The 12,092-nt window shown below is 59.4% G+C and carries 7 protein-coding genes and 4 pseudogenes; 4 read left to right on the plus strand and 7 right to left on the minus strand.

Annotated elements, in window-relative coordinates; all coding sequences use genetic code 11:
• Positions 1–33: 33 nt before the first annotated feature.
• Complete coding sequence (locus tag LFL96_RS36210) at positions 34–1,170, minus strand: sensor histidine kinase (RefSeq protein WP_281004025.1); 1,137 nt, start codon at positions 1,168–1,170, stop codon at positions 34–36.
• A gap of 173 nt (positions 1,171–1,343) precedes the next feature.
• On the opposite strand from LFL96_RS36210, the gene LFL96_RS36215 reads away from it, so the two are divergent.
• On the plus strand, positions 1,344–1,727 hold the full coding sequence (locus tag LFL96_RS36215) for a response regulator (RefSeq protein ID WP_281004026.1): 384 nt from the start codon (positions 1,344–1,346) through the stop codon (positions 1,725–1,727).
• 433 nt (positions 1,728–2,160) lie between these two features.
• Positions 2,161–2,289: pseudogene (locus LFL96_RS36220) on the plus strand (Hsp20/alpha crystallin family protein); the annotation flags it as partial.
• Between the two features lie 372 nt (positions 2,290–2,661).
• On the opposite strand, the gene LFL96_RS36225 reads toward LFL96_RS36220, so the two are convergent.
• Both LFL96_RS36225 and LFL96_RS36230 read right to left on the minus strand, forming a co-directional pair.
• On the minus strand, positions 2,662–4,746 hold the full coding sequence (locus tag LFL96_RS36225) for a hybrid sensor histidine kinase/response regulator (protein WP_281004027.1): 2,085 nt from the start codon (positions 4,744–4,746) through the stop codon (positions 2,662–2,664).
• Between the two features lie 1,272 nt (positions 4,747–6,018).
• Entirely contained in the window at positions 6,019–6,924 is a 906-nt protein-coding gene (locus LFL96_RS36230; protein WP_281004028.1) for an AraC family transcriptional regulator, read from the minus strand.
• Between the two features lie 21 nt (positions 6,925–6,945).
• On the opposite strand from LFL96_RS36230, the gene LFL96_RS36235 reads away from it, so the two are divergent.
• The gene (locus tag LFL96_RS36235; RefSeq protein ID WP_348638454.1) at positions 6,946–7,977 is read left to right on the plus strand and encodes an SDR family oxidoreductase; all 1,032 of its coding nucleotides are present in this window, start codon (positions 6,946–6,948) and stop codon (positions 7,975–7,977) included.
• Between the two features lie 135 nt (positions 7,978–8,112).
• Here LFL96_RS36235 and LFL96_RS36240 read toward each other — a convergent pair whose 3' ends face one another.
• Together LFL96_RS36240 and LFL96_RS36245 are read right to left on the minus strand one after the other, a co-directional pair.
• Positions 8,113–8,727: an NIPSNAP family protein gene (locus LFL96_RS36240; RefSeq protein WP_281004029.1), complete on the minus strand. Its 615-nt coding sequence runs from the start codon at positions 8,725–8,727 to the stop codon at positions 8,113–8,115.
• A gap of 161 nt (positions 8,728–8,888) precedes the next feature.
• Positions 8,889–9,791, minus strand: coding sequence for an NAD(P)H-binding protein (locus LFL96_RS36245; protein WP_281004030.1), 903 nt, complete (start codon positions 9,789–9,791; stop codon positions 8,889–8,891).
• Positions 9,792–9,939: 148 nt separating this feature from the next.
• Between LFL96_RS36245 and LFL96_RS36250 the strand changes: the two are divergent.
• Positions 9,940–10,386 (plus strand): annotated as a pseudogene (locus LFL96_RS36250) (helix-turn-helix domain-containing protein).
• On the opposite strand, the pseudogene LFL96_RS36255 reads toward LFL96_RS36250, so the two are convergent.
• Both LFL96_RS36255 and LFL96_RS36260 read right to left on the minus strand, forming a co-directional pair.
• Positions 10,386–10,925: pseudogene (locus LFL96_RS36255) on the minus strand (LysR family transcriptional regulator); the annotation flags it as partial. The pseudogenes LFL96_RS36250 and LFL96_RS36255 overlap by 1 nt on opposite strands.
• Positions 10,902–11,298, minus strand: a pseudogene (locus LFL96_RS36260) (error-prone DNA polymerase); the annotation flags it as partial. The pseudogenes LFL96_RS36255 and LFL96_RS36260, both read right to left, overlap by 24 nt.
• Positions 11,299–12,092 lie beyond the last annotated feature (794 nt).

Raw genomic sequence — 12,092 nt, forward strand, 5'->3', positions numbered from 1 at the left:
CACCGCCCTTGACCGACGCGCTGACCCAGATAGTCAGTCAGCGCGATCGGCTGGAAAACGGGGGACCTGGACCTTGAAGACGGTTCCGTCCGTATTCGATTCCACAGTGATTGTTCCTGCATGAGCCTCGGCAATGCAGCGACAAATGAAAAGACCGAGCCCAAGGCCAGACGGTTTGCTCCCTTGCTCGCGCTCCAGACTCACACGGGTTAAGGGATTGAAAATGGTCGGAAGCGCCTGCTCCGGTATCGGGTCGCCGCCATTCCAAACGGCAACAGTCACCTTATCGGTGACGCTGCCATCTGCATGCAGAATCACGTCCGCCGAACCGTGCTGGACGGCATTGGTCAGCAGGTTGACGAATAGCTGCCCTATCCTTGCACCATCCCACACGCCGCTGAGTTCGCCTTTGAGTTGCAGCCGGATACTTGCGTCTGGATGCGAGGCGCGCACCTCTTCGAGCGCCCCTTCACAGATGCGTCCCATATCCTGCTGCGTCAGCTCCACGGGAAGCGCGGAGCCGAGGCGCGCGCGCGCAAAGATAAAGAGGTCATCAACCAGCCGTTTCGCCCTGATGGCGCTGGCTAGCGCAATGGTGATCGCCCGAAGACTCGTGGACGAGAGTTTCTTGTCGAGCTGAACCGCCTGTATCGAGTTCAGTATCGCGCCGACCGGAGAGCGCAGATCATGAGCAAGCACGCCGGCAAACAGATCCCGGATGCGTTCGGAGCGCTGCGAGTGCCGTCGCACCGACTCCGCAACCATCTGATCGACCGCTTCGTTGAAACGGATCATCTCGTGAAAGCTTGCGGCGTCGATGAGGCATTCCGCTTGCCATCGTCGCAGGACACTGGCTCTTAAAGCACGGAATTCGGCCACAACGTCATTGACATCAAAGCCGTGGGCCAGACGGTCGTCTGCGTGCTGGCGTCCAACGTAATTAACCGCTGAATTGGGGGACGGCCGGTCGCCATGCGACTTTTCAACCGCCTGCCGGGCGGTCTGAAGTTCGCGCATATCTGCCGCGATGCCCGTCAACAGGTTGCGCGCCGAATTGCGGAGCTGTTCGTCTGTAAGCTGGCTTTCTGCGGGACTGAGTGCCCGCGCGTAAGCGGTCCAGTCATCAATTAGTGCCTCAAGATGCGAGTCGATAAAGTCTGACAGGGTCATCGAATCCTCGTTGCGAAGGCAGACAGGGTGCGGCGCGAGCGTTCGTGCGCAGTCTGTCGTCAGAATGGCGCCTGGTACGGGCGTTGCGCGCTATAGTCCCGCTGTGAGACCGCTAAATATTCTAACCACACATGCCTCTATTTTCCCGTATCACACGCTGGACTGGACGCTCGGTGAGGCCACCGGTCCTTTTGCCGGTTCACATACTGGTCGTCGATGACTATCGCGACGGCGCGGAGGCGATTGCCACGTTCCTCTCGCTTTCGGGCTACGGCACGCAGTTCGTCGTCAGCGGTGCGGAAGTAGCTACTGCGGTTGCACTCGAAACGCCGCAGATTGCGCTCCTGGACATCAATATGCCGGGAATGGACGGTTTTGCCGTTGCCCGGCTGCTGCGTCAGACACCACAAACAAGGGACGCGGTCATCATCGCGTTCACCGCGCAGGACGAGGGGACGATCGTCAAACCCGCGATCTCGGCAGGCTTCGATGCTTACTGCCAGAAAGCTCAGTCCCTGCACAGGCTCCTGCTTCTTTTGAACGAAGTAAGCAACTAAACCGTCTCTGAAGCAGTGGCGTTTACACATCGATCGTGCGCAAGCCGTTCCGATGGCAGCGTCCATTGCGTTACGTCGTCCTGTGCGTCCAGACACAACGCAGCCCGAATGTCAATTTTCTATCAGTTTGCTGGCGATTTTGGTGCGCTGTGCAATTCCATCCGATAGCCGTTGACGCTATCGGCGGGACGTAAAGTTGCCTTCGCCGCGCTTCGGCCGCCACCTGCGTTTTGAGGAAGGGCGCTGGACTGTTCATTGTGCCGCTTCGCAAATGGTCCGCAGCTTCCTCCGCGATGACCGCAGAGCCCGATTCAGCATCACATATGCGGAGGGAAGGACGGGCGACACGCCGCTGACCTTCGGCACGCCCGCAGCTGCCTCGGGGCCGGCCTGAATAATGAGGTCGCCATTACGCACATCCGCGAACGTCGTTTCGCGGGCGTTTCCGCTCAGTCCGGACTTTGACGCGTCGAAAATGGACGCCAGCGCGAACGACGGCGTGCTGCAACTGTCGATACTGCGGCGCGACGAAGCCCGGCCGCGGCGCGGACTGAGCAGATGACAGGTGTCGGTAGGATTCGTTTGGTGAGCGTCTGGTCCACCTTTCAGTAAGGAGACTTCTGCGTAACCGTCCGGCCCTGCGCGGCGACAATCATTTTGGCCGGTATAGCGACAGAGGTTTTGGCCGTTGGGAAGAGGTCGGAGGCGGCGTAGCCTTGGATGCGCAATCGGCTATAAGAAAGCCAGAACGAAAGAGAATTTTGACTCGGCACGGAACAGCTCCCGCATGGGACAACCGTCGTAACCGATTCCGGTCGTGCGTCCAAACAGGTGTGCACAATGTAATGGCGATTAGTCCGAAAGCCGCGCGGCCTACGTCTGGAATTGAAGGATTAATTGCGATGCGAACGACAAGTGTGGGCTCATCCGACCATCATGCCGCGCCACCATGACTCACTGCAAGTTTGCGCAGCAGTGACACCAGCACCGCGGCGCTAACAGGCTTTGCAAGGTGGCCCGTGAAGCCTGCTGCAAGCGCGCGGTCGATGTCGCTGGAACGCGCCAGCGCCGTCACTGCAAAGGCGGGTTTGCTGAATCCCGATGTCCGCAATTTTGAAATAAACGAATAGCCATCTTCATCGGGCATGCAGATATCGGAAAAAAGGCAGTCGACGCTGTGGTTGCAAAGTATTTCATCGGCTTTGGCGGCGGAAGTCGCGGAATGAACGACGACGCCGGAAGAAAGAAGAATCTCCGACAGAGCTTCGAGGGAATCAGCATCATCTTCGACCAGTAGCACCCGAATTCCGTCTAGACGCGGTTGCGGCGCGTCGACGACGGCGGGCCCAGGGACGATCGAGCCATGAGCCAAGCCCAATTGTTCCGCACGGTGCGGCAATGTGATCACGAACGTAGCGCCCTTCCCGGGTCCGTCACTCAGCGCGAATATTTTGCCTCCGTGCAGCTCGACCAGTTTGCGGGAGATTGCAAGTCCAAGACCGAGGCCCCCGTGCTTGCGCGTCGTGGACCCATCGACCTGGGCGAACGAAGCAAAGATCGTTTCAAGAAACTCCCTTGGTATTCCCTCTCCGTTGTCCTTGACCATAATACGGGCACTAGCACCGTCGTCAGCCAGCGTCACCCGGATTCTCCCTCCTGAGGCCGTGTGCTTCAGCGCGTTAGTCAGGATATTTGAAAAAACCTGCCGTAAGCGTGCCGCGTCTCCAGCGACCGGAGCAACCGATGCAAACGAGCGTTCCAATGCCACCCGCTTGCGCAGAGCGAGCGGTTCGATAGCGAGTATTTCAGCCTCTAATGCTTCCGCCAAATCAATGGCGCCAGACTCCATGTGCAACTTACCGGCGGCGACCCTCGACGAGTCAAGCAGATCATCAACAAGGCGGATCTGGGCCATTGCGTTACGCCTGATAACCTCGGCGCCGCGACGGACAAACCCTTCGTCCTCCGGTTTTCGCTGGAGGAGTTCCACCCAACCCAGAATCGCCGTGAGGGGCGTGCGCAGCTCGTGAGACGCAGTTGCTATGAAGGTATCCTTCATCTGACTGTCCTGCTCGGCCTCAATACGCTGAAGGCGTTCGTTTTGCAGCAGGTGCGCGCGATCATGCTCTAGCCGCTTCTGCTTGGAAACGTCGATGGTTATACCGTCGAAACGCACAGGCGTTCCGCAATCGTCGCGACGCACGCCGCCTTTCGCCCGTATCCACCTCACTTCGCCGGCCTCTGAGAGGGACCGGTATTCAATGTCGTAGTTCTGCCCGCTCCCGACTGCGGCTTCGACTGCAGCACGCGTCCTTGCGCGATCGTCCGGATGTAGCCGGGAATAGAAAAGATCAAAGTCGATCACGAGGTCGGACGGTTTCATCCAGAAATGTTCGGCACATTTTGCGTTCCAGTAAATCAACCCCATAGGCAATGGAACGTAAAAAGTGCCAATCTCAGCTGCCTCGACCGCTGACTTCAATCGACTCAAGGTTTCAAGCAGAAAACGATGCGCCGTAGCCCCGGCTTTCCGACCGTACCAAGGCGAATTTAGTGTCCGGTTTAGCGCGGCCGCACCTTGGGGAATATCCACTGCCTCGATCAAGGGTTCCGCTTGGCACACCAGGATTCGGGAGCCGTTGCCATCCCGCCGAGGAAGAACCGTCAGATAAGGCGAATCGGCGGAAGCTTCCCGGCAGGCAAAAAGTCTCGGAATTCCGCTGGAAAGCACATGCTGAAGCATCTCCTGAAAGGCCAGCGATCCAGGCAGCCAGTCCGGGAATCCGAGCATTTGAGGAACGTCGAGGACATGCGTATTGGGCGGCAAGTCAACCCCGCAGGCCACAGTGGGCGCCGCAACCCGCAAATTTTCGTCAAAGACAATTACCGGCGCAGTTCGAGACAAGCCGGATACCTCTCCGCCTTCTGTTGGAATTTTACCCATGGGTTTCAGTGTATTAGTCTTTCGAAGACCGTTCCGGGCTGCATGCCATAGCTGACGTTTTTGGAAGATGTCCACCGATCGTCCTCCGTGTCAGGCTGCGAGCCGACATTGACTGGCGATCACGATTCGATGCCTAGCGCGAGGCGCCTCCATTCCGTAAGGCGCACGCCTCTTGAAAATGTTTTCGATTGGGCTCGTGGACCCCAAAGTAGATAAATATCGGGTACACGGCCGGCACGAATACTATTGCTACGGAAAATGAGACTTGCGGCTGCGCACCTGCTCAGAGACGGTTGGCCGAGCGTTCTCACTTTAAGCCACCCTGCTTCTGTAACGCAATGTCATTCATGACGCTCCGTTCGCCCCGCTGCAGCGCGCAGCGCTATCAAGGATCTGACGGATTTGCGCGAGGGAGTGCTCAGCGAGCGCCGTCATCGGCGCGAACACGGGCGTGCGCTGCCAGTTGGGTGTCACGGTCAAACAGGTAAGGTCGGTGGGAATCAGTGGAGGCCAACGCGTTAAGCAGATGCCACCGCCACGGTAATCTTCGCCTCTGAACTTTCCTATTAAGAAGAGTCACAGATACAAGTCCAAGATGAAGCAAACTTATTCTATCAGTTCAAAGAGCAGGCGCTGTAGAAGGATCTGCAAGGCGGCAGTCGAACAGCCGGAGCCGTGGCTGCCGGGCTGATCGCGATCGTACTGACATTAAGGAATTGGATGGGAGGAACCACCGCCGCGAACCGGTGTTCGAGTTCTGAACCTGCAAGAGTGGTCGCTGGAAGAAAATTTGACTACCTTGCAGCAGATCCACGGCTTGGTGGACGAAGCTTTGAAAGGCTGATGTTGGGAGCACGGCCTTTTTGCGCAACATCTAGTGCAATCGTGTGCGGATTTTTGCGCTGGCGGCACAGCGTCTTGCCGACGTGAGAACGCGCGGGAACTACGGCACCTCAGGCAGGCAAGGGCTTATTAACGGCCGGCGCGAGGCCAGCAGTTATTTCGGTAGTTTCCCACGCAAGATAACATTCGCCTCGTTGACATACCCCGATGGGCTGTTTCTGCAACCGGCGGATGGGTCGCACGTTCAGACCACCGTATCAAAGCCGATTATAACGCGACCCGAGTTCGTTTCCGACCATACGCTAAACAGCGATATGGACGAGGGTTTCTGGGCCTCTGAGCCAGACGCTTGATCCGACGCGGAGAAAAGTCTGGCCGGCGAGAACTCAACAATGAACCGGCGCCCCCGCTCACTATCGCCATCGGGGCGCGCCCGGCTGGTCTCTGCCGCAAGCGATGCCGAGCTCGGGAGTGACTCGACAGCGGCGATTCTCGACAATCGCCTCAGTCTGCGGCCCTTTGGCTGTAGGCGGTCGGCGACAATCCTGTGACGCGGCTGAATGCGGTACTGAAGGCGCTGACCGATCCGTAACCCGCAATCTCGGCTATTTCGATCATAGGCCGCTTGCCCGACACCAAGGCGGCTTTGGCCAGCGACATGCGCCAATCCGACAGATAGCCGATGGGCGGCATGCCGACAATCTCGGCAAAGCGGGCCGCGAACCCCGCACGCGACATGCCAGCTTCGCGCGCGAGATGGGCAACCGTCCAGGCGCGCGACGGCTCCATGTGTAGCACCCGCAGTGCCCTGCTAGTGCGCGGATCGGCCAGGCCCGCCAGAAGTCCAGGCCGCATCCCTTCGACTTGGGTAGCTCGGTGGCGCAACGACTCCACAAGGATCACCTCCAGGAGGCGATCCAGCGCCAACGAACGACCCGGCCGGTCCGCCGTTGCTTCATCGTCCAACAGATTCAGTAGTCGGCCCAATCGCTGTGCGGCCACGTCGACCGCGCGCACATGCACGATCGGCGAAAGCAGGCTCCTAATATGATTGGCGTTCGGCTCGGCGAACAGGAAATGGCCCGCCAGGAATCGGGCGGCGGGCGCTGCGGGATCGCACCTCTGAAGCGCCGTCGGATCGGCAAACAGCGTCTTCATGCCGATCGGCTCGATCTCCGGGCCCGATTGCATGATCCACTGCGGCGGGCAAGCCATCATCATGAAATCGCCGGGCCCTAACGGCAGCCGAACCTCGCCTCGTTCGAGCGTACATGTCCCCTCAATCATCTGCCCGAACACCACCGCATCCACGGCGGGAAACTGAATGGCCCAAGGCTCGTGCACCACAATCATGCGCCAGCTCAACTCGCGTGGCCGCAACAGGCCGATAACTTGCGACAAAGGATCCAACTGGACGCTCGATAATCAGAATTGGATTTCGGATCATATCGCGTCTCGACCATCGTCGTTACCATAGCCGCTGTTCATTGGGAGATCGCAATGCGGGTATTTGTCACCGGAGCGAGCGGCTTCATCGGGCAGGCCGTTGTAAAAGAGTTGATTGGCGCTGGCCACCAGGTCACCGGCCTCGCGCGTTCGGATAACGCCGCCCGGAAGCTGGCCAAACTTGGCGCGAAAGCTCATGCAGGCTCCCTGCATGAGCCAGACGCTCTGCGTGCCGGCGCGGTGTCGGCCGACGGCGTCATTCACCTAGCCTTCATCCACGGTCCTGCCGACATTCCGCTCGGGCGACGACTTGGCCTCATCCTCGGCGGCTCGCCGCTCAGCATTATCGGGCGATTCGGCGCGGAGATCACCGCCGCCGACCGTCGCGCGATCGATGCCCTGGCCGGCTCGTTGGAAGGATCGGGCCGGCCCCTCGTGACGGTGTTCGGCACCATGGGCATGGCTCCAGGGCAGACGGCGACGGAAGACGAGGAGCCTGACCCGCGCTCACCCGGTTGGATGCGCTCACAGACCGAAGGGGCCGTGAAGGCTTGGGCCAAGCGTGGCGTGCGAGCGACCATGGTCCGCCTCGCACCCTCCGTGCACGGCGATGACGATCGTGGTCTCGTCCCAAGATTCATCGCCGCTGCTCGCAGGCACAAGAGCTCGGGCTATGTCGGCGACGGGGAGAACCGGTGGAGTGCCGTCCATTGCCTCGATGCGGCCGTGCTGCTCCGACTGGCGCTAGAAGAAGGTCGCGCCGGCGCGCGATATCACGGGGTGGCCGAAGAGGGCATTCCTTTCCGTCAAATCTCCGAGGTCATCGGTCGGCGGTTGAACCTGCCCGCCGTAAGGATCACGCCTGGAGAGGCGGCCCGGCGTTTGAGCTGGCTTGCCCCCTTCGCCGCATACGATAACCCGGCCTCCAGCCAGCGAACCCGGGAACAGCTAGGATGGCGTCCGACCCATAGTGACCTGCTTACCGATTTGGACCGCGAGGCCTACTTCCCCGCGTAATTGCTGCCAAATATCAAGAGGCGTACACGATTGACACCTGATCGAATCACACTGAAGCATTGCCGCTTAAGGTCAACGCAAGGTGCGCGATCATGCACGCGCGTTAGACCTACAAACCCGTTACTCCGGTCGATCTCAGCGCATTGGCGACCACGATTCAGACAGGCATATCGTTGAGGTTGCCTTCACGATCTGCTGGGGACCGCCCGTAGGCGGCCAAAGACCCTCGGCGTAGTGATGTGCTCGCAGCGCCATACGCTCCTCCAGACTCGAAAATCCCCAGACGTGGGTGATGCGCGGGGGACCGTCAAGTGCGTACATGTTTGCGATCAAGTGTGAGGTGTAGGATTTTGCCGGCCCCATTGCCTGTTTCCAGGCTGCAATGGTTGGCGCGATTCCACCCGGTTTCAACACGTAGCGGCGAAACTCAAAGAATTTGTGCGATGCCACTGGTTCGACTTCAGGCAGAAAAGGGAACAACGTATAGCTTTCAAAATCCAGCTGAATCTGCGCGTTTTCGATGTGAAACGGCTTGATGTTCATATAGGCGCGTTCACGTTCATGCTGCAGTTCCTGCATAGTCTCGAACTTCCGTAAAACCTTGATCTGCGCAAGTTCGCCAATTTCCGTTCGCCATGATCCGAGGAGGACGCCGGTGGAATCGGAATCCGACACCCAGCGGCGTGCGCCGTCGGAGGTAGCATCCTGCTCGAGCAGAGAGCACGAAAGGGTTGTCAGTTCGTAGAACATATCAATGGTCCATCCTCGGTTCTGGTAGGGGAGCCGGTCGCTTCCATGACTTTAAGGTTCGGCTTCGACGCCGGTTACACTTAGATGACAGTCCGGCCTTCGTTAGCCGCCTACATCCTATGGATTATCACGCGGCTCAGCCCTATGCCAACTGCCGCGCGTCATGCGCCGGTCTGATGGAGAGCGGCATTTGTTTGTATGTTGCTCATCATTATCGGCAAAGCCGCGGCGATGAGCTTGTGGAGTGTCACCGTAGGCCGGCCGATCAGTCGGGCCAACGCTCTGCTATCGTCGAACAATGCGCCACGAGCGGCGGCAGCATCGGCGTCGGCCAGAATTGCGGCAAGGTCGGCGGGCAGGCCGATGTCTTTCAGCACGGCTGCGTACGCATCTTGTGCAAGATCGTTATACACGATGGTTTTGCCCGATTGCCGTGAGACCTCGGCAGCGAGTTCTTTGAGCGTGAACGCATGGTCTGCGGCCAGCTCGTATGTTTTGCCCGCGTGGCCTTCAGTTGAGAGCACCACGGCCGCTGCTGCCGCATAGTCGCTCCTCGCCGCAGACGAAAAGCGGCCGTCCTTCGCAGCGCCGATAAAAGCGCCGTGCTCAATTGCCGCAGGGAGCGCCGTTAGATGGTTTTCGGCGTACCAGCCATTACGGAGGATGACGGCAGGAACGCCGGCGGCCTTGATGACCTCCTCCGTCTGCCGATGCTCGATCGCTAGCCCGGCAGGCGAGGTGTCGGCGCGCAACATGCTGGTATAAGCGAGCAGCGAAACGCCAGCGCGTTGCGCCGCTTCGACCGCCGCGCGATGCAACGGCAGCCGTCCTGCCACTTCGGTAGATGAGATGAGAAGCACTTTGTCGACGCCGGCAAATGCGGTCGCGAGCGTTTCAGGCCGCGAGTAATTGGCCTCTCGCACCACCACGCCACGCTCTGCAAGGTCATGCGCTCTGACAGGGCTGCGCACCGCCGCGACGATTTGATCGGGGGGAACAGTTTCCAGCAACGCGTCGATTACCAAACGGCCAAGCTGTCCCGTTGCACCCGTTATCGCATACATGTTGTGTCCTCCTTTTGCGTCGATTGAAGAGATTCAAGTCTACGGATGAACGTTTCTCTTGGAAACCATATACCCATCGGGTACCATTATTTTCAGGTTACTAGCCGGAATGTAGGTAACCAACTGGAAACGTCCATGGAGATACGACGTGAGCCTGAAGACGCGTAAGAAAGTGGCCCCGCCGCCTGGCGGCTGCCCCATGTCGAAATGCATGGCCTTGCTCAGCGGCCTCTGGACGCCTGAACTCGTCTGGTGTCTGAGTAATGGTCCGCGCCGGTTTTCGGAATTACGGCGCGACAACCCGACGATCACTGCGAAGGTATTAACCGGCTGACTGCGTGATCTGGAAGCGCGAGGCGTGCTCGAGCGCGATGTGCTGGCTACTTCGCCGCCTTCCGTGGAGTACGAGTTGACGTCCCTGGGGCGAGAATTGCTACCTGCGATTTCCTCCATCGTGGAAGTCGGCTCCCGCCTGCTGCTTCGCGAGACGTCTGGTAAGACGTCGGAGGGTGTTCAAGCTGAGCAGGCCAACATGCGGGCCGCACGGAAGCGCGCGTCTCAGCAGAGCAGCGATCTTGACCTCCAGATGGAATAGTCGAGCGTTTCCGCGAAGCCTCGCTTTTTGCGTGACGCGAGCGCATGATCGCCGCGCATTACGACGACGAGGGAATCGTGCCGGTAGTGCGTGATCTGCAGGTCTTGCTTGTCGGCGTCGGCGGAACAGATGCCCAGATCGGCGAGGCTGTCGTCCACGCCCTCCGCCACGCCGCCCCTTGGCCGCTCTTTGAGGTCGAGCTTCACGCGCTCGTTCCACAGCTGCAAGCCGTGCAGATCTCCGGGCAGAAACTCCACGATCGCGGACAGATTCGCCATCATCCGCAGATAGCCGTGTACACCGCTCGCGTGGTCCGCGAGTTCAATGCCGACGTTCGCTATGTCGCGCATCACGCGCCGCGCATGATGCAGAAGCGTTTCGCCTGCGGGGGTGAGCGTCATGCCACGCGCGTTGCGCTGAAAGAGCGTATCGTTCACCACCTGTTCGCGCTCGAGCAGACGTTTGCTCGCGCCGAACATCGCGATCGCTTCGCGCTCGGCGGCACGCGTGGGCGTGTATTTCGCGTAGATGTACTGGATAACTTTTTCGCGTCGCTGGTGCTCGAATTCGACGTCGATATCCGGGGGCTCGCCGCGCTCGCTGCTAATGAACCGCTCGAAAAGCATGCTGCTTCGTGCGGGATCGACCTCGGTCACGCCAAGTCAGTAGCAGACCACTGAGTTGGCTGCCGAACCTCGCCCCTGGCACAGCATTCCGGTATTGCGGGCGAATCGGTCGATGTCATAGACGGTCAGGAAATAGGGCTCATATTTCAGGTCCGCGATCAGCTTGAGTTCATGCTCGACCTGTTCCCGCACGCTGTGCCGAATGCCGGCAGGAGAGCGCCCGCTGCGCGCCGATGTATGTCTCCTGCCGCAGATACGCAGTGGGCGTCGTGCCGTGCGGCACCAAGCGTGTCGAGCACCGGTCCTAGCCGATGCGGATAAACCTCGATGCCGACGATCATGGGAAAGTGCTGCGTGACCGGGTCATAATCCAGTTTCATGGAGACCACGCGCCCGAAGTTGATTCCCGAGAACACCGCCGGAGCGCCCATAGTGAGGCCGCGCAGCGACTGGGCGAAGCGCAGTCCGATGTATGGGGCTCGACCGTCTGGCGGTGCCGTCGCAGTCGCTTCGTCTTTCGCCAGAATGAACCGGCTAGCGCCCGTGCCAGCGGCCGCATTACCGACGGGCGTGGCGAGCGCGATTCCGCCCTCGACGATTCCCGAAGCGCTCACTGGTCAACCGAAAGATCGGCGAGCAGCGCGCTGCCGTCTATTCGTTATCCAAAAACGTCTATGAGCTAATGCTACCGCACGAATTTTCATGTGCACGTTGATCGACATGTGCATCTTACGCCACGGGGTTTTCGTCGCCGTTTTACCGTATTTCTGGTCGTGCCGCTCACTGGTCCGGCTTCCCGCGCTACGTTGCGAAGATTGGCAGGATGCACGTCCGCGCAAGAATTCACCAACAACGTCCTCTTCTAGAGGCGGGCGTCACGCTAATGTGTCTCAGCCGGCATAGCGTGTTCGTCTTGTCAACATGGAAGCCTCCTTGTTTGTGGAAGGGAAGATCGATTGCCGACTATGTAGGCTGTACGATCGAGTATCTCTTGTTGGTCTCACCGCGCCGTTCACGAACCAAAGGCCATGAACGGCTCGGCGCGAGTGACGCGAGTAAACAGCAATTCTCAGATATGCG

It is taken from the genome of Paraburkholderia sp. D15 (genome assembly GCF_029910215.1).
GTDB lineage: Bacteria > Pseudomonadota > Gammaproteobacteria > Burkholderiales > Burkholderiaceae > Paraburkholderia.

Excerpts from the sequence above, each read along its gene's own strand:
- LFL96_RS36210 (WP_281004025.1), bottom strand. The coding sequence starts at position 1,170 with ATGACCCTGTCAGACTTTATCGACTCGCATCTTGAGGCACTAATTGAT.
- LFL96_RS36240 (WP_281004029.1), bottom strand. The coding sequence starts at position 8,727 with ATGTTCTACGAACTGACAACCCTTTCGTGCTCTCTGCTCGAGCAGGAT.
- LFL96_RS36245 (WP_281004030.1), bottom strand. The coding sequence starts at position 9,791 with ATGTATGCGATAACGGGTGCAACGGGACAGCTTGGCCGTTTGGTAATC.